Below are 22,948 nucleotides of genomic sequence, written 5' to 3'. Positions count from 1 at the left end.
CGATCTGACTCGTATTCTTGTTCTATAGCAGGTCATAAAAAGAGCTGTTCACCGGCAATTATTCCGGTAAACAGCTCTTTGTGCGATTTATTGTGCAGTGTCCACCGTCACAGAACCATTGCTGGTGGACAATGTAACTTCATGGGTTCCGCTGCCAAGCACAGCTGTTCCATTGTTATCATCGCCATCCCAGGTAACATTCCCTTTAAGCGAACCATTGCTCGTATCCGCATGAATTGTCGCATCCGTAACAGCCGGCAGGCCCACTATAATCTTGCCATTGCTGGATTTCAGCTCCCAGTCGCCTGTCACCGCAGAATTGACCGTAATCTTGCCGTTGCTGCTCTTGGCAGATAAGGAGCCGTCGATATTGCCTAGTGTAATCGCCCCGTTCGAGCTGACCAGCTCCACTTTACCCTGTATATTCTGCACGGTTACTGTACCATTGCTGGTGTGAGCCTCCACGCCTCCGGTAATATCATGGATATCCATTGTCCCGTTGCTGGTGTCCACATCCATGCCTGCTGTCAGACCGGCAGCTTCGATGGATCCGTCGCTGGTCTCTACCTGGGCGGCTAAATTCCGCGGGATGCTAACATTCAGGTAAGGAGCTTTGACATTAATTCCGAACTGGATGTTCGCGAGCCAGCCGGAATCTCCTTCCAGCTCCATGACAAGCGTGTCGCCTTCGGTCGTCACTTTCCATTTACGCTCTAGTGCGCTTGCTGCTTCACTGTCCGTATTGCCCGGCAGCTCCAGCTTTCCTTCATATTCCAGGGTGTTTCCTTGTACGCCTTCAATCTTAACCTTGCCGTCAGGCAATTCAATCCGTACATTCTTAATTTCCTGATTCACTTCTACCGTCCCGCTTACCGGGACAAGCGTTGTATTGCCCAAGATACTGCTCAGCGAGCCGCCGGCCAGCACCGTCTGTGCCCCGCTTGCCGCGACAAGCACGATAATCAGCACAATCGCCCAGCCGCTCACACGGCTCTTGACATCCGATTTAATGAAGAGCCTAAGCAGCATCTCCAGCCCGAACAGAATAAGCAGTGCCGGCCAGATATAGCCCAGCGCCTCGTAAGTGATTACATCGTACTGGGCAAGTACTACAATGACCCCAATCACAATGCAGCCTATTGCGGCGGTAAAGCTGCCGATTTTCCATCTCCCCATAATTCATTTCCCCATTTCACTATACTTTAGAATTGTTCTTCAGCATTCTCAGTCCATATCCGATCAAGGCAAGAGACAGCACGATCGCCCCGATGTTCATGTCATTGAGTATTCTCCAGAGGGTTGGAAATACCGTAATGAGCATTAGCATAATACCCGCTATGACACAGCCTATGCCTACCCATACCGGATTAACATCATCATGCGGATACACCGGAGGTGCCGGCATTCCCATAGTCCAAGGTGCCCCGAAGCTGTCCGGATGGAACATCATCCGCTCATGCTCAGCCGCAGAGAGCTTCATCCAGGCCGCTTTTTGCAGCGCATCGAATAGTTGATAGAACCAGAGTGCTGCCAGCGCGAACGGAAATACGGTGGGCATCGACGGAATGAACATAATACACAGCGATGCTCCAAGCATATACTCAAGACCCAGTTTTTTAAAGCCTAAATACATATGGCCCAGTCCCGGAACCATCGCCAGGAGAAAAGTGAGCCAGCGTCTTTTCTTAATCATATAATAACCTCCTAAAAGTTTTGCGGAACATCCGCTTCTCAGAACTCTCTTTACAGCAAAGCTGCTTCGAAAGCATATGCTGAGTTTTGCGGAACATCCGCTTCTTCGAAATCTTCTTTGCAGCAAAGCTGCTTCTATCGTACGCAGGTTTTAATTAGTATGAATTAGCCGGAATAGCCCCTGCGGATTGTTGGATTATTTGCCTTGAGGGCCGAACCAGGCGCTGACTGAAGTGGACATTTGCCCATTAATTTCGGTAATGCCGTAGGCAAGGTGTTCGAACACACCGAACTGCAGCAGGAGAAAAGTCAGCCCCACGGCAACGCCATAATGCATCCAGGAGGTTCCCGGGGCGGTACGCCGTCTGGACATCGTTGCTTTAATCACCCGTTCCCTGCGGCCATTCTCCATACGGTCAATCTTAGCCATCACATCCGCTGTAAGATCAGGGAAGTCCATAGGCTGCATTGCTTCCTGGCCAAGGCCGTCCAGCCCGGCTTCCATCTCATTCCACAGCGCCGCGAGACCGCGTGCCTCTTCCAGCCATTGCGCGCAGTCGGGACAGGACTCGGCATGCAGGCGGATTGTCTGCTGCGCCTCAGGCGGCAGCTGGCCATCGATATAATGCGGCATCCATTCTTTTACTGTTGCACAATTCATCGCCATTCCTCCCCGCTTTTGCGCATCATCTGTCTGGCCCGATACAGCTGCGATTCAACCGTTTTGACCGAAATCCCTTTCTGATCGGCAATCTCCTGATACGAGTGTCGCTGAAAATAGTACAGCTGCACAACCGACCGGTACGGCTCTGTCAGACTGTTCAAATTCTCATCGAGCTCCTGGGAGGCTTCCTTGCGGAGCGCCGCCTGCTCAGGCGTTTGCGAAGTCACCCAATCATTCTCCGTGTAGTCCGCAGTGCTCCGGTGCCGCCATTCCCGGTCATTGGCCCGTTTCCAGTCCAGACAGGTCCGGTAAGCAATCCGGTACAGCCATGTGGAGAATGAAGACTGTCCTCTGAAGGAGGGAAGAGCCTTATAGGCCTTGATGAAGACTTCCTGGGCCATATCCTTGGCCGACTCGGCTTCTCCTGTGATTTTGATGCATACACTGTATACCATGCCCTGATAGCGTGTCACCAGGTGCCCGAAGGCCTGATGCTCTCCGCTGAGCACAGCAGTAATCCACTCCGTCTCTTCCAAGTAATTCTTCCCTCCTTCAGTTACATAACGTTAGACGCCGGGCAGGCTGATCCCCCTGCAGGACATGCGAAATTTTTAAAAAATAATTTTTGCAGTCTATTTTACTTTACTATATCCTACATGGGGCTTATCCTCTACAGAAAGGGAATTCCTTTTTCTTGTCGAATTCATTTATCATCATGGCTAGGCAGCATACAAATAGAAACGGCTGCTCCTCCTTAAGAGGATGGTATGCGTTTCAGTGATAAAGATAAGGAAAGCGGTGGACAGAAATGATTCGAGCTATGCTAGTGGATGATGAACGTCTTGCACTTATAAAACTTCAGCTCATGCTTGAAGAATTAACGTCAGTACAGATCCTTGCCGCCTTTACAGACCCTTATGAAGCGGTAAAAGCAGCACCGGAGCTGGACCCGGAAGTTATTTTCCTGGATATTGATATGCCCGAGATGAATGGAGTTCAAGCTGGTGAAATCCTGCAGAATCTTTGCCCCCGTGCCAAAATCATATTTGTGACTGCATACAATAACTACGCTGTAGATGCTTTTGAGCTAAACGCACTTGATTATGTATTGAAGCCGGTAAGCAGAAGCAGGCTGGTGAAGACTATTCAGCGTCTGGAGGAACGGATCGAGCTGGAGCCCGACAATAAAATTACAGATCATCAAATCATGATCCGCAGCCTCCAGTCCCTGCGTTTCGAGCGCGGCGGACAGCCGCTAAGCAATATTCGCTGGCGTACCTCGAAAGCCCAGGAGCTGTTTGCTTATCTTTTTCATAACCGTAACCGGTTTGTCAGCAAGGACAGCCTGATCGATCTCCTGTGGCCTGATTTCAATCTCAAAAAAGCCTCAACCCACCTGTACACTACCATTTATCAGGTAAGGCAGTGCTTGAAGCAGGGAGAAATCGATCTCCCCATCAATAATGTCAGCGGCGGAGAAGGCTATACCCTGGAGACCGGGGGCGCTTTAATTGACAGCTACGAATGGGAGAAAGGCCTTCTTACTCTGGAGCCGGTCAGCGCAGGCAATATTCAAGAGCATCAGCGTCTGCTGGATTTCTACACTGGTGATTATTTGGCCGACTACGATTATTTGTGGGCTGAGAGTGAACGTCAGCGGCTCCGGACGATCTGGCTGCATCATGCGCTGAGTCTGGCAGCGTTCTATATAGAGACCAGCAAACTCCCGGAGGCTGTTACGATATATCAGCGTATTGTCCGTCTTCAGCCTTACTTCGAACAGGGATATTTCGGGCTTATGAAAACGTATGATATCATCGGTGAACGCTCAGGGGTCGAGGAGCAATATAACACGATGACAGCTCTTTGGAACGGGGAACTGGGGATTGGCCTGCCGGCAAATATAACCCGCTGGTACGAGGAATGGAAGCAGCATAATTTCAGAAGTCTGTGAATTAATCTTATTCTTCTGCTGAATATAAGAACAAGACAACCCGCCCGTAGCATTTGCTTCGGGCGGGTTGTCTGTATACCAGTATAACCTTATTTATGCTATCTCTGATTACTCCGGTTTATTGCGTGTCTTGAATCTGCGTGCCAGGATAATCCCCAGAACGATCAGTCCCCCACCCATCAGATACAATGGGAGCGGGCTTTCTTCCCCTGTCTTAGGGAGATCTCCAGGCAGGCCATCTTCACCGGAGGTTGTATCAGTTACCGTACCTGTCGGCACCTCGTCAACACCCACCTCAATAATGATATCCTGATCATTGCCGTCTTCATCCGTTACAGTAATGGTGAACTTATCCTTTCCGGTATATCCCGGATCAGGAGTATAAGTCCATTTGCCGTCTGGTGTAATGACTACTGTACCATGTGACGGTTCCACACTAATGCTTGGAATGCCGCCCAGCGGAATCTCCCCATCGATTGGAATATCCTCAACAGTCGTTGCTGACGTAGCCTGTGGCGTCGGTGCGCTGCTTACTGCAGGTGCAGTAGGACTTAAGGTCGCTATTGGTGTAGGTCCCGGTGTAAACGTCACGCCAGGTACTCCTGTTGCGGAAGGACCTGGTGTACTAGTTACACCTGGCGTTACCGTACTAACCGGAGTAGGTGTTGGTGTAACCACCGGGTTCGTTCCGGGTGCTCCTGTCGGTGCCGGTATGTCTTTATTCGTAATTGGGGCCAGCACCTTTTGTACCTTCGAATCAATGATGATGCTGCGCTCCGTTGAATCCAAATAATAGCCGGTTGGAGCCACGGTTTCCTGCAATGTGTATACTCCAAGCTTCAAATCATCGAATACAATTTCACCGTTCGCATTGGTAGTTTTCGTTGCTACAACAATCTTGCTGGAATTCGTGAGCTTGAACTCTGCTCCGGCAAGCTTTTTCGTCGCGTCAGCAGCGTCTACCTTGATGAGCTTAAGTGAACCCAGGGTTTCCACGTTCTTAATAGGAGCCAGCACCTGCTGGGCCTTCCCGCTGATTGTGATGTTACGCACTGTCCCATCCAGATCATATCCCGCTGGAGCCTTTGTTTCCTCCAGCGTGTACGTACCCAGCTTCAAATCATCGAATACAATTTCACCGTTCGCATTGGTTGTCTTCGCTACCACAATCTTGCTGGAATTTGTGAGCTTGAACTCTGCTCCGGCAAGTTTTTTCGTCGCGTCTGCGGCGTCTACCTTAACGAGCTTGAGTGAACCTAAGGTCTCCTGGTTCGTGATTGGTGCCAGCACCTGCTGGGCTTTCACAGTGATTGTGACGTCCTTCGGCGTTGAATCTAATTCATACCCGGATGGAGCCTTGGTTTCTTCCAGCGTGTACGTACCCAGCTTCAAATCATCGAACACAATTTCACCGTTCGCATTGGTAGTTTTCGTTGCTACAACAATCTTGCTGGAATTCGTGAGCTTGAACTCTGCTCCGGCAAGCTTTTTCGTGTCATCAGCAGCGTCTACCTTGATGAGCTTAAGTGAACCCAGTGTTTCCACGTTCTTAATCGGTGCCAGCACCTGCTGGGCCTTCCCGCTGATTGTGATGTTATGCACTGTCCCATCAAGATCATATCCGGCCGGAGCTTTGGTTTCCTCCAGTGTGTACGTACCCAGCTTCAAATCATCGAACACAATTTCACCATTCGCATTGGTAGTTTTCGTTGCTACAACAATCTTGCTGGAATTTGTGAGCTTGAACTCTGCTCCGGCAAGCTTTTTCGTCGCGTCAGCAGCGTCTACCTTGATGAGCTTAAGTGAACCCAGGGTTTCCACGTTCTTAATCGGTGCCAGCACCTGCTGGGCCTTCACAGTGATTGTGACGTCCTTCGGCGTTGAATCCAATTCATACCCGGCCGGAGCCTTTGTTTCTTCCAGCGTGTACGTGCCCAGCTTCAAATCATCGAACACAATTTCACCGTTCGCATTGGTAGTTTTCGTTGCTACAACAATCTTGCTGGAATTCGTGAGCTTGAACTCTGCTCCGGCAAGCTTTTTCGTCGCGTCAGTTGCATCGACCTTAACAAACTTAATCGAGCCGATGGTTTCTATATTCGTAATCGGGGTCAGAACAAGCTGATCCTTCGAAGTAATTTTGACATTGCGTACCCTTGCATCCAAATCATATCCGTAGGGGGCCTTGGTTTCCACCAGGGTATAGTCCCCAAGATTCAGATCTGTGAATTCAATTTCACCATCGTTATTCGTAACACGCGTTACCGCCACATTTGTGCTGGTACTCGTGAGTCTGAACTCTGCTCCGGCAAGCCTCTTATTCACATTATTATAATCTACCTTACTTATCTTGAGTGAGCCCAAGGTTTTGGTGTTCTTGATTGGGTCCAGCACCAGCTGATCCTTTGAATCAATCTTGATAGTACGCACCGCTCCATCCAGATCATATCCGGCCGGAGCCTTGACTTCCTCCAGTGTGTACGTTCCAAGCTTCAAATCATCGAATACAATTTCACCATTGGCATTGGTAGTCCCTGCCGCAACCACAGCATTGCTGGAATTGTATAATTCGAACTTTGCTCCTGAGAGCTTCTTCGTTCCGTCCGCTGCATCCACCTTTATAAGCTTAAGTGAGCCTGTGGTTGCTTTATTGGGGATTGACGGCAGAATCTGCTGTACTTTCGAATCAATCTTGACATTACGCACCGTTTCATCCAATTCATACCCGGTTGGAGCTCCGGTCTCCTTCAGTGTATAGTCTCCGAGCTTCAAATCATTGAATACTATTTCACCATTGGCATTGGTAGTCGCCGTTGCCACCATAGCATCGCTGGAATTGTAAAGCTCGAACTTCGCTCCGGCCAGCTTCTTCGTTCCGTCCGCCGCATCTACCTTAACAAGCTTGAGCGAACCCAAGGTTTCTTTATTCGTAATTGGAGCCAGCACCTGTTGTACTTTCGAACTAATTGTGATGTTGCGCACCGTGGAATCCAAATCATATCCGGCCGGAGCCTTGGTTTCCTCCAGTGTATATGCTCCAACCTTCAGATTATCGAATATAATTTCACCACTGGCGTTAGTAGTTGCCGCTGCCACCATTGCATTGCTGGAATTGTATAGCTCGAACTTCGCTCCGGCAAGCTTCTTCGTACTGTCAGCTGCATCTACCTTAACCAGCTTGAGCGAGCCCAGAGTTGCTGTGTTCTTGATCGGTTCCAGAACCTTCTGCACATCCGAGTCGATCGTAACGCTCTGCTTTGTTGAATCCAGTTCATATCCGGCCGGAGCAGCAGTTTCCTGATAGGAGTAGGTTCCGAACTTCAAATTACTGAATACAATTTCCCCGCTGGCATTGGTAGTAGATGTTGCCACTAGAGTATTGCTGGAATTGTATAACTCAAACTTTGCTCCTGCAAGCTTCTTCGTTGCATCATCTTTATCTACCTTTATTAGTTTAAGCGAACCTTGAAGTGCTTCATTAGTAACCGTCACAGCATTTTGTTGAGCCGGATCAATAGTTACGGGAACACTATTACCATTAAGCTTATATCCAGCCGGTGCTTTAGTTTCTTTGTATGTGTAGCTTCCTCCCATTAATTTCGTAAAAATCACTACGCCGTTTGCATCGGTAGTTCCCGTTCCTACCAATTTATTTGCTGCATCATACAGTTCAAACTCTGCACCTGCAAGTTTTTTGGACGAATCATCCTGGGCAACCTTAGTCAGCTTGAGCGAGCCGTTATAATCATTCGTAACGGTCAGCAGAACAGGTGTAGAAGAATTAATGGTTACTGTCCGCGCTGTAGTATCCAGTGCATATCCGGTGGGTGCCTTTGTTTCCTTTAGAACATATTTACCGGCCCGCAAATTAGTGAACTCCAGATTGCCAGCTGAATCACTGGTTGCTCTCACTGTATCCTTCAGTTCTGTACCTACAATACGACCCAGGGAGAACTCAGCACCCTGAAGATTTTTAGTTTGGTCTGCATTTGTTTTCAGCACCTTAAGCGAGCCTTTCACACCGCTGCCCGTACCTCCGGTATCAACAATGGTGAAGCTTTGGGTGAATGGAAAAGGTTTACTTACCTGCTTGGCACCCATTCCGCTAAATGCAACATTATTGGTTACAGCTACAGTTCCTACTGCTGTAATAACAGACTGATACTTGAGAATATAGGGTTTGGTAATGGGGTTCGTAAACGCCAGCTTAAAGATGTCTACCCCGCTTGGGTTTGTGGTGAATTGGAGCGTATAATCTGTACCCTGAACTAATTTCGTGCCAGTCTCAGCAACTGTTCCAGCCGCGTTAACTGTAGTATTAAAGACCTGAAAACTTGCAGGCAATAACACCTGATTGGTACTCGGAGTATCTACAATCTCTGCATTGCTCACTGCGGATTGGTTAGCGTTAATGGTCATCGTCCAATTTATTAACGTTTGATCTGAACTATCAACCACACCTGTTTTAGTTACATATTGTCCACCATTCGGTATAGTGAGGGGGGAATTCTGGAGCACTCCCGAGACTGCCGTGCCCTGCGCATTATACAAGGTGGCTTTATTGGTGAGAGTCCCCTCGCTAACATCTCCTGCTATAAATTCTGTTTTGAAAACTACATAAAAGGCATAATTAATAGCTTTCTTAAATTTAACCTTCAGCTGAAGTCCATCGGCAGTTACACTTGCATCATAATCAGCAGGACTCACAGGATCTCCCTGTTCAGGATTTCCACTTACATTGTAATTTAACTCATATACCTCTACAGTCCCAGTATCTCCTCCAGCCATCTGTTGGCTTGCCGGAAACGTGTCAACTAGTTCTGCACCTGCAGCCAGTTCTCTTTTGTTATAATTGGCTCCAACTTTCCAGGTGGTTCTCTTGCTGGCTGTATCGTACGAGCCTTCCTTGAATCCATTATTCTTGACTTTAACGTTCGGATCAAAAGTAGCTGAGGACGTCTGTGCTGGTGTGCCAACAGCCTTCTCTTGCCATACAACCGAGGCAGTGTTAGTGAAAGTAGTTGCGTTAGTTTTCAGCTTGTAATAATCGAAATTGGTACTGTAAGTGATCGTATACGCCTGAGTGATGGGTTTTAAAAATTTAATTTCGAAACCATCATTTGTTTTGAAGTCACTATTTCCCAGATTGGTAATCTCATAATCGGTACCCTCAACCAGCGCAGGAGAAATAACCGGCTTCCCGATCAGCTGCAATCCGGCATTTCCGAATTTATCAGTCAATACCAGATTGGTCATTGTTTTTTTGTCTTCATTAATTTTAATCGTCCATTTAACGGTTTTGTTCCAATAATCTATGTTTGACGGTGATTGTTTAGTTAAAACACGTTGGGTAAGCGAAGTCGTAGCTGTTACGGGCACCCCGTTATAGGTGACTGTATTCGTAACATTCCCGGTAGTATAGACGCGGTCTGCTACCTTTGTTTTGTATACAATCCGGTAGGCAGACTGTATGTCGTTAATGAATTTAAGCTCAAACCCAGCTTTGGAAGTAGTGTCAGCCAGTTGGGTTACGGTATAGTCCGTACCTAATATCAACTTTGCGCCATCATCCGTACCGTTTCCGTTTTGATCCAGCTTTACTTTATAAATTTCCATTGATCCGGCAACATAATCCTGAGTGATGTCGAAAGTATCGGTTAGAACAGCTTTATCCGCTGTTATTACCTTTTCATTATAGTTATATTTGATTTGCCAAGTAATTTCCTCTGAAGTTGAATTATAACCCAAAGATGATTTTTCCAGCGTTTTGCCCAAGTTAATATTAACCTCTGCAGAGGCAGTTTGAGGTGAGCCATTAGCAGTCAGTGTAGCTGTATTATTAAACTTTGTTTGCTCTGTAGTACTTATGTTCTTGGTAGTAAACTTTATCCGGTAGGCTTCATTTATTGAATTATTGAATCTCAGATCCAATTTGGTCAGATCGCTTGCGGTCGTGTCATAGAGTGCAGAACTGACCTGCCCGCCAAGGGTTAAGTTTCCTTTAACATCCACCGTCAAGGCATATACAGCAATAGAAGCCGGGTCCAGCTCCAAGCCTGTCTGCATGGGGTCCGTAATTACAGCATTATCAAGTTTGTTCAAAAGCGTATTTACATCAACCGTCCAGTCAATACTGCTGGCATTATATTTTTGCGGCATGGGTGTTCCGGTTTTGGTGATAGCTTTGCCGTTACTGGGTTGAACCTGGAGTGTAATTGAGTTATTGGCATTTCCCGCTATCGGAAAATGGAGCACCTGCGTTGTGCTGCCGGTAACTGTAGTTGAGCTTAGGGTGGATTCAACCCAAAAAGTTCCTTTTATATCCAATAGCCCTTCAATATTTTCATTAAAAACAAATACGACTTTATTATCTGCACCTACAGTATAAGTACCAATTCCATTAGCGAATTCACTATTAACCAGCGTACCGGAGTACGTTTGATTAATTTTTAATTGGGAAGGAAGGGTGTACGTGTACGTAGCGCCTTCGTCATACTTTGCATCCGGAAGCTCATAAGTCAAATTCAGCTTAACCATAGAATCCAGCTTGTACACACTATCCGTAACCTGCGTCCCATTTTCGTATACCGAGAGTGTTACAGTTTTAACAATATCTTCGGTAATTTCTGTGTTCATTGCATCCGCATTGACATTGGTGAAGAAACCCATTGCATTAGCGAATGATGTTATAAACAGTATTATTCCAAGCCCCAGTGCCCATTTTTTCTTTTTCATTAATCTCAAGACCTCTCCCTCTTTCATATGTATAATTTGTTCTTACATCAGTCGTGGAATGATCAGATAAGACATTAGAGCAGTGACATGAACAATTTCTGAACAGCTAAGTAATTTCTCCATTTCTCACTCCAATTTCCTATAAACCGCTTAGTATTGACAAAGAAAGTGCCAAAAGGTGTGATTATGACAAGATAAATTGTAACTAAAGTCACTGATAAATCACTGACAAACGGCTGATAAACTCATAAATCCCCCTAAGAAAAACAAAAAAGCCATTGGGCCAGCAGAATGTTCTGCTGGCCCAATGGCTTAAACTCAGGTTTTACTTTAGTGGAAAGCTTCTATATATACCGTTTTAAAGGCTGGCTTGGTCGGCCGGGAGCAGCGTCTTACGCTTCTCAATCAGCTTGTTAAGTGCATCCAGATAGGCTCTGGCACTCGCTTCCAGGATATCGGTACTGAGTCCGCGGCCCTGCGCTGCGATCTCGCCTTGGGACAGCACAACATGAACCTCACCCTGTGCGTCTTTACCTCTGCTGACTGCCTTAATCGAATAGTCGCCCAAGGTGACTTCCTCACCAGTAGCCTGATCAATGGCGTTATAGATCGCGTCTACGGAACCATTACCCTCGGCAACTGCCACAATCGGCTGCGGCTCCTGCCCGTTAATAATAACTTTGGCCGTTGGCGTAGCTTCATTACCATAAGTCACATATATTGTCTGCAGGCTGAAGGTCTCCGGTGTATCGATCAGCTTCTCTTCCAGAAGAGCCAGAATATCCTCATCCGAGACTTCCTTCTTCTTGTCCGCCAGATCCTTGAACTTGGCAAAAGCGGCATTCAGCTCTTCCTCCGGGACGTCATAGCCCAGATCACTGAGCTTGTCGCGGAAGGCATGGCGTCCGGAGTGCTTGCCCAGCACCAGCTTACTTTCTTTGAGGCCGATCGTTTCAGGTGTCATGATCTCGTAGGTGGTCTTCTCCTTCAGCATGCCATCCTGATGAATACCAGATTCATGCGCGAAGGCGTTGGCCCCGACGATGGCCTTATTCCCGGGCACTACCATCCCGGTCAGCTTGCTGACCAAGCGGCTGGTACGGGATATTTCCGACAGGACCAGTGAAGTTTTGGCGTCAAAAAATTCGCTGCGGGTCTCCAGCGCCAGCGCTACCTCTTCAATAGCCGTATTTCCTGCCCGCTCACCAATGCCGTTAATGGTCCCTTCGATCTGATCCGCGCCATTCTGAATGGCAGCAAGCGTATTGGCGGTAGCCATCCCCAGATCATTATGACAATGTGCACTGAGCTGTACCCGTTCGATATCCGGCACCGTATCCTTCAGGAATTTGAAAATCGCTCCGTATTCCGAAGGATTCAGATAGCCCACAGTATCAGGGATGTTCACCACATTGGCTCCTTCACGGATCGCCATCGACACCATTTCAGCCATGAAATCACGTTCTGTCCGGCCGGCATCCTCCAAAGAGAACTCCAGCTTGGGGAAATATTTCTTGGCATAACGGATAGCCGACTGCGCAGTTTCCAGTACCTGTGCTTTATCCATACGGAGCTTGTGCTGGCGGTGAATCGGTGATGTAGCAAGGAAAATATGAATACAAGGATCCTGTGCTCCCTGCAGCGCTTCCTTAACCGCATCGATATCACTCTCTCTGGAACGGGAGAGGCCAATCAAAGTGACGTTCTTTACGGCTCTGGCCACTGCGTTAACCGCAGCCAGATCTCCGGGCGATGCCGCAGGGAATCCGGCTTCCATCCGGTCAATTCCCAGCTTCTCCAGCTGATAGGCGATTTCCACCTTCTCGCGCGTGTTGAGGTTCACACCCGGTGACTGCTCTCCGTCACGCAGCGTCGTGTCGAACACATATATTTTCCGCATGCTGAGCACCTCCTGCAAATTGTCCATAAATCCCCAAATGCGGCTCGCAAAATTACGGCCGCATCTGAGAATCACCTATGGTTCATGTAGTCTTAAGTATATGTCCTATTTCTTAATCCAGTGCATCATTTCACGCAGCTGGCTTCCTACCACTTCTACCGGATGAGCGGCTTCGTTGCGGCGGGTAGCTGTCAGGAAGGCACGGCCGGATTGGTTCTCAAGGATAAAGTCGCGGGCGAATTTACCTTGTTGAATATCGGACAGCACTTCTTTCATTGCTTTTTTGGTTTCATCCGTGATGATGCGTGGTCCGGTTACATAATCACCGTATTCAGCTGTGTTACTGATGGAATCGCGCATAGTGGCAAGTCCGCCTTCATACACCAGGTCCACGATCAATTTCATTTCATGCAGACACTCGAAGTAAGCCATCTCAGGAGCATAACCGGCTTCTGTCAGTGTTTCGAATCCGGCTTTGATCAGTGCAGATACACCGCCGCAGAGGACAGCTTGTTCACCGAACAAATCTGTTTCTGTTTCTTCGCGGAAGGAAGTTTCGATAACTCCTGCACGGGTACAGCCGATACCTTTGGCATATGCAAGTCCGATCGCCTTGGCATTACCGGTTGCATCCTGTTCGATGGCGATCAGGCCGGGAACTCCGAAGCCTTCAACATAAGTACGGCGAACCATGTGGCCCGGGGACTTAGGTGCTACCAGCAGCACGTCTGCATCCTTAGGAGCAACGATTTGACCAAAATGTACGTTAAAGCCATGGGAGAACATCAGAGCCGCGCCGTTCTTCAGGTTCGGTTCAATTTCATTCTTATATACGGATGCCTGTGTTTCGTCCGGCATGAGAATCTGCACTACATCTGCACGGGATACTGCTTCTGCTACAGACAATACTTCAAAACCGTCATTCTTGGCAGTTTCAAAAGATTTGCCTTCACGCAGGCCGATGACAACCTGAAGTCCACTGTCACGCAAGTTCTGTGCCTGAGCATGCCCTTGGCTTCCGTACCCGATTACTGCAATTGTCTTTCCTTTTAATACGCTAAGCTCTGCATCCTGTTCATAGTACGTTGTAACTGCCATTGTCAATATCCTCCTTTAATTTGGACCCATCGTAAAGAGCGGGTGCTTCAAGAGCGCGGTGTTTCCTTACCTATGCATTGCCGTGCTCCTCAAGCCCCCGCTCTTTCGCGGGAAAGCCTAACCATATCTTAATAAATTAATGCAAGCAAGCAGTAATCCGTTAAAGCTGTAAATTGTGACGATCACGCATTACCGCGGATCATCGCCGTTACACCTGTTCGTGACAGTTCCTTAATGCCATAAGGCTTCAGCAGCTCAATCATAGCATCAATTTTCTGGGTCTCTCCAACCACCTGTACTAGTAAGCTTGTTGTTCCGATATCCACTACCGAGGCCCGGAAGGTTTCGACAACACCCATAATCTCAGGCCGTTCAGCCGGATCAGCCTTGACCTTAATCAACGCCAGCTCACGGGCAACCATGGGCTTGGAGCCAAGATCAATAACCTTGATGACATCGATCAGCTTGTAGAGCTGCTTCTCAATCTGCTCAAGCGTATGCTGGTCTCCAAGAGTAACGATAACCATCCGGGACAGCCCAATCTCTTCAGACTGGCCTACAGTTATACTCTCAATATTGAACCCCCGGCGGCCGAACAGTCCGGATACCCGCTGCAGCACACCTGGCTGGTCATTTACAAGCACGGAAATCGTATGTCTCATCACCGCTATTCATCCCCCATCAGCATTTGATCAATGGTTGACCCTTGGGTTACCATCGGGTAGACATTCTCGTCTTTAGGGACAACGAATTCTACCAGGACGGGTCCAGGTGTTTCCAGGGCTTCTTTCCACGCAGCTCCGGCTTCCTCTTTATTCGTAGCCCGCAGACCCTTAACTCCGTAAGCTTCAGCCAATTTCACAAAATCCGGACTGCCGGCAAGATCGGTATAGCTGTAACGCTTCTCATAGATGAGATTCTGCCATTGCCGGACCATTCCCAGTACCTGATTGTTGATTACAACGATTTTGACCGGAATCTTATTAATCGCACAAATCGCAAGTTCCTGTGAACACATCTGCATGCCGCCGTCACCATTAATGGAGACTACCAGCCGCTCCGGATGTGCCATTTGCGCTCCGATTGCCGCAGGGAAGCCGAAGCCCATTGTACCAAGACCACCTGAAGTAATCCATGCGCGCGGGTGATTGAATTTGTAATATTGTGCAGCCCACATCTGGTGCTGTCCTACGTCAGTAGTGACAATTGCCTCGCCTTTAGTGGTGTCATTAATCATTTGAATTACCCATTGCGGTTTCAGCTCTGACTCTGAATCTTTATAACGCAGCGGCTGATCCAGCTTCCACTGGGCGATTTGCGTTCTCCAGGCATCCGCATTCGCGGCCCGCTTTACATCAGGAATCAGCATTTCCAGCACGGTTTTGACATCGCCAACGATTGGAATATCAGGCGATACATTCTTGCCGATCTCCGCCGGATCGATGTCGATATGAACAATCTTGGCTTTGGGAGCGAAACCATCCAGCTTACCGGTCACACGGTCATCAAACCGGGCACCAATATTAATCAGCAGATCGCATTGTTGAATCGCATTGTTCGCTGTATAGGTACCGTGCATGCCCGGCATTCCCATCCACAGATCCTCCGCACTCGGATAACAGCCCAGACCCAGAAGTGTTGTAGTAATAGGAATTTCTGTACGCTTCACGAATTCATACATCGCTTCATGCGCCCCGGAGTAAATGACCCCGCCGCCTGCAATAATGATCGGACGCTCTGCAGCAGCAATGGCCTTCACCAGCTTATCAAGCTGAAGCTTGTTAGGCACAGTGCGCGGGTTGTAGCCGCGAAGGTTAACGCCTTGCTGCTGAACCGGCGTGAACAATGTCTTAGCAGCAGATACATCCTTCGGAATATCAATCAGTACCGGACCCTTGCGTCCCGTATTCGCGATATGGAAGGCCTCATGAATAATTCGCGGCAGGTCTTCAACATCCCGTACCAGATAGCTGTGCTTCGTAATCGGCATCGTTATACCGGTAATATCCGCTTCCTGAAAAGCATCTGTGCCGATCAGGCTGGAGAATACGTTCCCGGTGATTACCACCAGCGGAACAGAGTCCATGAATGCAGTAGCAATTCCTGTTACCAGATTAGTTGCCCCCGGGCCTGAAGTGGCGATACATACGCCTGCTTTGCCGCTCGCTCTGGCATATCCGTCAGCTGCATGAATCGCTCCCTGCTCATGGCGTGTCAGAATATGTTTGAAATCATCGAATCCATAAAGAGCATCATAGATATAGAGTACAGCCCCGCCCGGATATCCGAATACAGTATCCACACCTTCCAGTACTAGACTGCGCAGCAGGACTTCGGAACCTGTAATCACCTCAGGATTTTTCCATTTCTCACGTAACTGCTCTATAGACCGCACTTCTTCCGGTAATTGCGCGCTCATCAGTATTCCTCCCTTCGATTGTTCACATTCATTATTCAAATGACAGGACGTCTTTTATACAACATTTAATATTGACGAACAGGCTGTAAATCCTCCCTATTCAACAAAAAAACCTCTCGCCTCCCACGCGCAGAATAAGCGCGTGAGGGACGAAAGGTTTAGCTTCCGTGGTACCACCCATGTTTGCATTACATCTCACGATGAAATGCCTTATCAGGATACAAAAATCCATCGATGTAGGCAGGGCCCAAATCTCTGTAACCTGAAGTCCCTAACGCGGACTAAACGATTCCCCCTAATAATTCCACCGCTCTTGCTGATGGACCTTTCAGGGAAACAGCTCCGAGGTGAGCTCGTATATAAGGGATTTTGGTGGAGGTTGCAGCAGTTCCTCTCACTCTCTGAACAAAAGAGCCCTTAAAACTTCGTCCTCTTCATCGCCGATACATGTATGTTCGTTAAAATGTTTAGACACATTATATGATTTCCTCACACGGTAAGTCAATACCCATCTTGCGGATATATATTAAATTCTTCACAAAATGTTGTTCTACCCTTTCCGGAACGCCCACACCAGGCAGGGCATATGATGTACGACAATGCGTGGAAAGGGGGCATTTTATGATTCGTTACCGCAGACCCAAGCAGGATGACACCGTCATTTTTGACTTGATTGAAAAGCAGCTTGTCCCGCTATCCCATCTTCCACAGACGATTATCAATCAGGTCAGAAAAGATCTGCCCCGCCGTCTGGGGCAAGGCGTTACTCTCGTGGCTTGTCCTGACTATGAGAGTGATCCGCTGGGGTTCGTACACTTTATGCTGCATGGAGATTTGTTATATATCGATATGCTCGCCATTGCGCCTAATGCAAGGCGTAGGCGTTACGGGAATATGCTGATGGACAGAGCGGAGCGGTTTGCACTATCACGTGCATGCCGGCGGGCAAAGGTTTCTGTGGATACCGGGAATACAGCCGGTCTTGCCTTTTATGAAAAACTGGGCTACAGCGTAGCCCGTTATCAACCGCAAAACTACTGTTATGAGCTTGAAAAACAGTTCATCTGATGAACTCAGGCTGTTCTACAGCTTAAAAGAATCCAATAGGTGGGACACCATAACCGGGACCTGGACCATAACCGCCGTAAGGACCGGGAACAGGCCCTGGGCCATAGCCATAACCGCCTCCATATGGGGCACCGCCATAGCCATAGCCTCCACCGCCATAGCCATATGGAGCCGTACCTATAGCCAGCAAATCAAACAATACAAGCGGAATCAATGCTTTGGTTTGTACTTTTTTACCACTGATACGCTGTAGAACAAGACGGTTGCCCGAAACACGGAGTAACTTGCCCATCACCTTGGAGCCGTCTTTTTTTACTGCAACGATATTTTTACCCACCAGCTTCATGACTTGTTTTTTCGTAACCGGCTGTGCCATAATATCCCTCCTAATGAGTTTCTTAAGCAGTCTATTCGCCTCGGCCGGTATTTGCCTGTACATCTGTCCTGCCCGAATCATGAAGGAGCAGCATCACCGCTAACAAAAAAACGTATTTCCGGATAACCGGAAATGCGCTCTGCAACGAAAAAGAATTAAACAGGAGATACCGACCCTAGCGTTTGCCCGGATCGTATGGTTCCCCCAAAGCCTTAGGTGCCGAAGAACGTCCGACTGCACTGACCAGGACGATGATGGTTAGTACATAAGGAATCATGAAAATGAATTCCTGCGGGATACTCTTGGACCATTCAAACAATTGCACATAGTTACGGATGGCCTGGGACAGACCGAAGAATACGGCTGCTCCGAAAGCACCGAGCGGATTCCATTTACCGAAGATCATCGCCGCAATGGCAATGAAGCCTTGTCCGGAGATGGTATTGTGTGCAAACGTACCGGTAGTTGTCAAAGTAATCGTAGCTCCGCCGATACCAGCCAGCAGGCCGCTAAGCATTACACCAATATATCTCATCTTGTTTACATTTACACCAAGTGTATCTGCTGCACTCGGATGTTCACCGACTGCACGCAGACGGAGTCCAAACGGAGTTTTGAACAGGACGAAATAAATAACAACTACCAATATAATCGCTAAGTAGGTCGTTGGATAGGAATTAAAAATCCCTTCTCCGATCACTGGTATCTTGGAAAGTCCGGGAATGGCTACTTTGCTAAAACCGTCGATCAGCGGAGTTTCACCGGATCCGTCGAAGATTAGCTTAACCATGTACAGTGTACTGCCTGCGGCAAGGAAGTTGATGACCGTACCACTTATCGTCTGATCGGCCTTGAAGGTTATCGAAGCCACCGCATGAATCAGTGAACCAATCACACCCACAGCCATGGCACTAAGCACACCAACCCATGGCGCCCATTCACCCATTCCTGCTTCCTGAGCATAGTACCCGCCTACTGCTGCAGCAAATGCACCAAACATCATCAAGCCTTCAAGTCCGATGTTGACGACACCGGATCGTTCAGAGAAGATGCCGCCAAGGGCGGCAAATATAAGCGCCGTGGAAAAAACAAGCGTTGTATTGAGCAGTTGGCCTAAGACTTCCATCTATAACACCTTCTCTTTCTTGCGCTTGAAGTAAAACGGTTTGAGCACCCAGCGTACAATGCCTTGCGCAGCAATGAAGAAAATAATTGAACCGATGACAATACGGATCAACTCCGGAGGTACATCAGCACCAAAGCTCATCCCTGCAGAACCATACGTAAGCGTACCGTATAGAATAGCAGCGAGAATGACGCCGAGCGGATGAGTCAGCCCGAGCAGAGCCACAGCGATACCATCGAATCCATAACCAGGTGATGCCGCGAATACCGATTGATAATGGAACACACCCAGTACCTCACCAGCTCCCGCCAATCCGGCGAACACACCACTGATGAACATCGCTTTGATCACATTGCGTCCTACATTCATACCTGCATATTCTGCAGCATGCGGGTTTAAACCTACCGCACGCATTTCGTAACCTTGCTTGGTTTTCCACAAATAGACGTAGAAGAATGTAGCTGCTGCAAGGGCAATAACCGTTCCCCAGTGCAGACGGGCATTGTCGAATGTGGAGAACAGAAAGGTCATCGACAGCGATGCCGGGTTATCTTCCGAACGGTTCTGTCCCTGTAAGAGCAGGAAGGTCCGGACAATATAGTTCGACAGGAAGAGCGCAATCCAGTTCAACATGATCGTAGTAATAACTTCGTTGATTCCGCGTTTGGCCTTCAGGTAACCGGCAATCCCCGCCCAAAGTCCGCCGCATACACCCGCTGCAATCACCGCAAGAGGTACAAGCAGGAATGCAGGCAATACGCCGCCAAGCTTGATGCCGACTACTGAGGCAGCCGTCATGCCGATCATCACCTGGCCATCCGCGCCAATGTTGAACATCCCTGAACGGAAAGCAAAGGCTACCGCGAGACCTGTGAACATTAGCGGAGTCATCTCGCGCACAGCTTCACCGAAATCGTATGGACTGCCGAATACACGTTTGAATAACGCTGAGTAGGCTGCAACCGGATCGTATCCGCCAATCAGCATAACGATAGCGCCGACCAGGAAACCCAACAGAATCGCAATAAGCGGAATAATGTAGGTGTCTGTAGCGAATATTTTTTTGATTCTAGACATCCGCGTGGCCTCCCCGCTTCAAGCTGCCCGCCATCATCAGACCCAGTTCCTGGTCATTCGTATCCTGCGGGAATACTTCTCCGACAATCTGCCCTTCATAAATAACGGCAATTCTGTCGGATACATTCATAATTTCGTCCAGTTCAAAAGAGATCAGCAATACGGCTTTGCCCTGGTCACGCTGGGCAATCAGCTGCTTCTGAACAAATTCAATGGCTCCGACATCAAGGCCGCGTGTAGGCTGTGCTGCAATCAGGAGCGTCGGATTTTTGTCTATTTCCCGCGCAATAATCGCTTTCTGTTGATTACCGCCGGATAATGACCGGGCTTTGTTCTCAATTGAAGGCGTACGCACATCGAATTGCTTCACCAGATCTTCTGCATGCTTGTTGATAACATCCTTATTCAAGAATCCGTTCTGATTGTACGGGCTCTTATAATACGTTTCCAGCACCATATTCTCACTCACGGTGAAATCAAGTACCAGTCCATGCTTGTGTCGGTCTTCCGGGATATGGGAGACATTCATTTCAGACACCTTACGCGGAGAGAGGTTGGTAATTTCCTTGCCCGAAACTGTAATTGAACCGGAATCGATCTTGCGCAAACCGGTAATCGCCTGAATAAGCTCACTTTGTCCGTTGCCGTCGACGCCAGCAATCCCCAGAATCTCGCCCGCTTTCACTTCAAAGCTGAGGCCATTCAGCACAGGGATCCCATCCTTGCTTTTACTTCTGACATCAGACAGCTTCAGGATGCCTTCACCAATATGTGCCGGCTGCTTGTCTACTTTGAAGGTAACACCGCGTCCGACCATTTTTTCGGCCAGCTCGTTCGGATTTGTGCCGGAGGTCTTAACGGTATCAATTACCTTGCCCCGCCGGATAATGGTTACACGGTCGGAAATCTGCATAATTTCTTTCAGCTTATGGGTAATAAGTATAATGGACTTGCCTTCGGCAACGAGCCGCTTCATAATCGCCATCAGTTCAGTAATTTCCTGGGGCGTAAGTACAGCGGTAGGCTCGTCGAATATAAGTATATCCGCTCCGCGGTACAGGGTTTTCATAATCTCTACCCGTTGCTGCATGCCTACCGAAATGTCATGAATTTTGGCATTTGGATTGACTTGAAGACCGTACTGCTCCGATAGCTTACGAACCTGCTCCGCAGCGGATTTATAGTCGATTTTAAGACCTTTTTTCGGTTCCATGCCAAGAACAATGTTCTCGGTTACCGTAAAAGGCTCTACTAGCTTGAAATGTTGGTGAACCATACCAATGCCAAGCTCAATAGCCTTATTGGGGTTATCGATAATAACCGGTTTCCCGTCGATTTCGATGCTGCCTTCATCGGGCTGGTACAGTCCGAATACGATATTCATCAAGGTTGATTTGCCTGCCCCATTCTCACCAAGCAGTGCATGTATCTCGCCTTTTTCCAGCGTCAGACTGATAGAGTCATTCGCGACAATACCGGGAAAGCGTTTTGTGATTTGCTTCAACTCTACGACAGGAGCCGCAGCACTCATGGTATCACCCTCATCACAGAATATATAATACTGCCTTATAGACACGGCTGTACCGCCCTATGCAGGACGGTACCGCTGTGTATACCTATAACAAATGTTGTAACAGAGAACAAGGCCAGCTCAAGTAACCGGCCTTGTTTCTTGATATGGTTAAATCCAGTAAAGGTGATGCAAAGAATTACTCGGAAGGAACAGTGATTGTTCCATCGATGATTTGTTTGCTGTACTCGTCAACTTTAGCCAGGATTTCTGCAGAAACGTTAGCCTTGGATGTTTCAGGAAGGCCTACGCCGTTGTCTTTCAGACTAAGAACAGTTGTAGTGCCGCCTTTGAATGTTCCGTCAACCACTTGTTGGGAAACCTTCTTAACCGCTTCATCAACACGTTTGATCATGGAAGTCAAAGTTACGTCGTCGCCAAATTCCAGGGATTGGTCTTTGTCTACGCCGATAACCCATACTTTAGTACCGCCAGCTTTGTTGCGGGATTTAGCTTCATTGAATACGCCGTTACCTGTAGCGCCGGCAGCCGGGAAGATGATGTCATTGCCTGCATCATACAGGGTTGCAGCCAGGGATTTACCAGTATCAGGCTTGTCATAAGCACCTGCATAAGTAATCTTCACTTCTGCCTTAGGGTTTACAGCTTCTACGCCGGCTTTGAAGCCAACTTCGAAACGCTTGATAACCGGGCTTTCCATACCGCCGATGAAGCCTACTTTGTTAGTTTTGGTTGTCAGACCTGCAACAACACCTACCAGGAAGGATCCTTCGTTCTCAGCAAACGTAACAGATTCAACGTTAGGAGCTTCCACTACGCTGTCAATGATTGCCAGGTTAGCAGTCGGGTTCTCATTAGCAACCTTCAACACTGCATCGCCAAGGTCAAAACCGATACCCCAAGTCAGATCATAGCCGCCTTTAACGAATTGGTTAAGGTTTGGCTCATAGTCTGCATTGGATTTACTTTGCAGGTATTTGATTTCAGCGCCAGATTCTGTTTCCAGAGCCTGCAGGGCTTCCCAAGCGGATTGGTTAAAGGATTTGTCATTAACGCCGCCCACGTCAGTTACGAGACCGAGTTTGACAGCCTTAGGAGCCTCAGTTGCTGCTGGTGCTTCTGTTGCTGCTGCATCTGTGGTTGGTGCAGTAGTTGCTGCTCCAGCATTGGTGTTTGCGTTGTTATTGTTTCCGCATCCTGCCAAAATAACAGTGAATGCCATAACCATAACTAAAGATAGTTGGTAAAACTTCTTCATCGAATGTGATCCCCCTTAGAAAATTGGATGTCTTCTGTGTTCTGCTTGGA

General features: G+C 48.2%; 16 protein-coding genes. 2 read left to right on the top strand and 14 right to left on the bottom strand.

Annotated features, from left to right (window positions below):
* Positions 1-87: 87 nt before the first annotated feature.
* From NSU01_RS07500 to NSU01_RS07485, 4 genes are all read right to left on the bottom strand, one after another.
* On the bottom strand, positions 88-1,176 hold the full coding sequence (locus tag NSU01_RS07500) for a DUF4097 family beta strand repeat-containing protein (protein WP_076248691.1): 1,089 nt from the start codon (positions 1,174-1,176) through the stop codon (positions 88-90).
* 19 nt (positions 1,177-1,195) lie between these two features.
* On the bottom strand, positions 1,196-1,693 hold the full coding sequence (locus NSU01_RS07495; RefSeq protein WP_039301491.1) for a hypothetical protein: 498 nt from the start codon (positions 1,691-1,693) through the stop codon (positions 1,196-1,198).
* Positions 1,694-1,888: 195 nt separating this feature from the next.
* A complete protein-coding gene (locus NSU01_RS07490; protein WP_042134489.1) occupies positions 1,889-2,353 on the bottom strand; it encodes a zf-HC2 domain-containing protein in 465 nt (154 codons plus the stop codon).
* Positions 2,350-2,892 carry an RNA polymerase sigma factor gene (locus NSU01_RS07485; protein WP_076248693.1) on the bottom strand — a complete coding sequence of 181 codons (543 nt, stop codon included), beginning with the start codon at positions 2,890-2,892 and terminating at the stop codon, positions 2,350-2,352. The genes NSU01_RS07490 and NSU01_RS07485 overlap by 4 nt, the downstream gene beginning before the upstream one ends.
* A gap of 272 nt (positions 2,893-3,164) precedes the next feature.
* On the opposite strand from NSU01_RS07485, the gene NSU01_RS07480 reads away from it, so the two are divergent.
* Positions 3,165-4,310: a response regulator gene (locus NSU01_RS07480; RefSeq protein WP_081969863.1), complete on the top strand. Its 1,146-nt coding sequence runs from the start codon at positions 3,165-3,167 to the stop codon at positions 4,308-4,310.
* A 108-nt stretch (positions 4,311-4,418) separates the two neighbouring features.
* Here NSU01_RS07480 and NSU01_RS07475 read toward each other — a convergent pair whose 3' ends face one another.
* From NSU01_RS07475 to ilvB, 5 genes are all read right to left on the bottom strand, one after another.
* Complete coding sequence (locus tag NSU01_RS07475; RefSeq protein ID WP_339302850.1) at positions 4,419-11,045, bottom strand: SpaA isopeptide-forming pilin-related protein; 6,627 nt, start codon at positions 11,043-11,045, stop codon at positions 4,419-4,421.
* 358 nt (positions 11,046-11,403) lie between these two features.
* Positions 11,404-12,945, bottom strand: coding sequence for a 2-isopropylmalate synthase (locus NSU01_RS07470; RefSeq protein WP_039301498.1), 1,542 nt, complete (start codon positions 12,943-12,945; stop codon positions 11,404-11,406).
* A 105-nt stretch (positions 12,946-13,050) separates the two neighbouring features.
* Entirely contained in the window at positions 13,051-14,043 is a 993-nt protein-coding gene (ilvC, locus tag NSU01_RS07465; RefSeq protein ID WP_039301500.1) for a ketol-acid reductoisomerase, read from the bottom strand.
* A 182-nt stretch (positions 14,044-14,225) separates the two neighbouring features.
* Positions 14,226-14,705, bottom strand: coding sequence for an acetolactate synthase small subunit (gene ilvN, locus NSU01_RS07460; protein WP_039301592.1), 480 nt, complete (start codon positions 14,703-14,705; stop codon positions 14,226-14,228).
* Between the two features lie 5 nt (positions 14,706-14,710).
* Positions 14,711-16,462, bottom strand: coding sequence for a biosynthetic-type acetolactate synthase large subunit (ilvB, locus tag NSU01_RS07455; RefSeq protein WP_039301503.1), 1,752 nt, complete (start codon positions 16,460-16,462; stop codon positions 14,711-14,713).
* 621 nt (positions 16,463-17,083) lie between these two features.
* On the opposite strand from ilvB, the gene NSU01_RS07450 reads away from it, so the two are divergent.
* Complete coding sequence (locus NSU01_RS07450) at positions 17,084-17,530, top strand: GNAT family N-acetyltransferase (protein WP_039301506.1); 447 nt, start codon at positions 17,084-17,086, stop codon at positions 17,528-17,530.
* A gap of 22 nt (positions 17,531-17,552) precedes the next feature.
* On the opposite strand, the gene NSU01_RS07445 is transcribed toward NSU01_RS07450, so the two are convergent.
* The 5 genes from NSU01_RS07445 to NSU01_RS07425 form a co-directional block, all read right to left on the bottom strand.
* The gene (locus NSU01_RS07445) at positions 17,553-17,906 is read right to left on the bottom strand and encodes a hypothetical protein (RefSeq protein ID WP_076248941.1); all 354 of its coding nucleotides are present in this window, start codon (positions 17,904-17,906) and stop codon (positions 17,553-17,555) included.
* A gap of 175 nt (positions 17,907-18,081) precedes the next feature.
* Positions 18,082-19,032: an ABC transporter permease gene (locus tag NSU01_RS07440; protein WP_042134484.1), complete on the bottom strand. Its 951-nt coding sequence runs from the start codon at positions 19,030-19,032 to the stop codon at positions 18,082-18,084.
* Positions 19,033-20,109 (bottom strand): ABC transporter permease, encoded by a 1,077-nt coding sequence (locus tag NSU01_RS07435; protein WP_039301514.1) that lies wholly within the window; start codon positions 20,107-20,109, stop codon positions 19,033-19,035.
* On the bottom strand, positions 20,102-21,640 hold the full coding sequence (locus NSU01_RS07430) for an ABC transporter ATP-binding protein (protein WP_076248943.1): 1,539 nt from the start codon (positions 21,638-21,640) through the stop codon (positions 20,102-20,104). Before NSU01_RS07430 ends, NSU01_RS07435 begins: the two co-directional genes overlap by 8 nt.
* A gap of 178 nt (positions 21,641-21,818) precedes the next feature.
* The gene (locus NSU01_RS07425) at positions 21,819-22,898 is read right to left on the bottom strand and encodes a BMP family ABC transporter substrate-binding protein (RefSeq protein ID WP_042134482.1); all 1,080 of its coding nucleotides are present in this window, start codon (positions 22,896-22,898) and stop codon (positions 21,819-21,821) included.
* Positions 22,899-22,948 lie beyond the last annotated feature (50 nt).

It is taken from the genome of Paenibacillus sp. FSL H8-0259 (assembly GCF_037963255.1).
Classification (GTDB): Bacteria; Bacillota; Bacilli; order Paenibacillales; family Paenibacillaceae; genus Paenibacillus_AQ; species Paenibacillus_AQ phytohabitans.
This window is presented reverse-complemented; position numbering and strand designations above follow the sequence as displayed.

Excerpts from the sequence above, each read along its gene's own strand:
- NSU01_RS07425 (WP_042134482.1), bottom strand. The coding sequence starts at position 22,898 with ATGAAGAAGTTTTACCAACTATCTTTAGTTATGGTTATGGCATTCACT.
- NSU01_RS07445 (WP_076248941.1), bottom strand. The coding sequence starts at position 17,906 with ATGGCACAGCCGGTTACGAAAAAACAAGTCATGAAGCTGGTGGGTAAA.
- ilvB (WP_039301503.1), bottom strand. The coding sequence starts at position 16,462 with ATGAGCGCGCAATTACCGGAAGAAGTGCGGTCTATAGAGCAGTTACGT.
- NSU01_RS07435 (WP_039301514.1), bottom strand. The coding sequence starts at position 20,109 with ATGTCTAGAATCAAAAAAATATTCGCTACAGACACCTACATTATTCCG.
- ilvC (WP_039301500.1), bottom strand. The coding sequence starts at position 14,043 with ATGGCAGTTACAACGTACTATGAACAGGATGCAGAGCTTAGCGTATTA.
- NSU01_RS07430 (WP_076248943.1), bottom strand. The coding sequence starts at position 21,640 with ATGAGTGCTGCGGCTCCTGTCGTAGAGTTGAAGCAAATCACAAAACGC.
- NSU01_RS07500 (WP_076248691.1), bottom strand. The coding sequence starts at position 1,176 with ATGGGGAGATGGAAAATCGGCAGCTTTACCGCCGCAATAGGCTGCATT.
- NSU01_RS07480 (WP_081969863.1), top strand. The coding sequence starts at position 3,165 with ATGATTCGAGCTATGCTAGTGGATGATGAACGTCTTGCACTTATAAAA.
- NSU01_RS07450 (WP_039301506.1), top strand. The coding sequence starts at position 17,084 with ATGATTCGTTACCGCAGACCCAAGCAGGATGACACCGTCATTTTTGAC.
- NSU01_RS07490 (WP_042134489.1), bottom strand. The coding sequence starts at position 2,353 with ATGAATTGTGCAACAGTAAAAGAATGGATGCCGCATTATATCGATGGC.
- NSU01_RS07475 (WP_339302850.1), bottom strand. The coding sequence starts at position 11,045 with ATGAAAAAGAAAAAATGGGCACTGGGGCTTGGAATAATACTGTTTATA.
- NSU01_RS07440 (WP_042134484.1), bottom strand. The coding sequence starts at position 19,032 with ATGGAAGTCTTAGGCCAACTGCTCAATACAACGCTTGTTTTTTCCACG.
- NSU01_RS07495 (WP_039301491.1), bottom strand. The coding sequence starts at position 1,693 with ATGATTAAGAAAAGACGCTGGCTCACTTTTCTCCTGGCGATGGTTCCG.
- ilvN (WP_039301592.1), bottom strand. The coding sequence starts at position 14,705 with ATGAGACATACGATTTCCGTGCTTGTAAATGACCAGCCAGGTGTGCTG.
- NSU01_RS07470 (WP_039301498.1), bottom strand. The coding sequence starts at position 12,945 with ATGCGGAAAATATATGTGTTCGACACGACGCTGCGTGACGGAGAGCAG.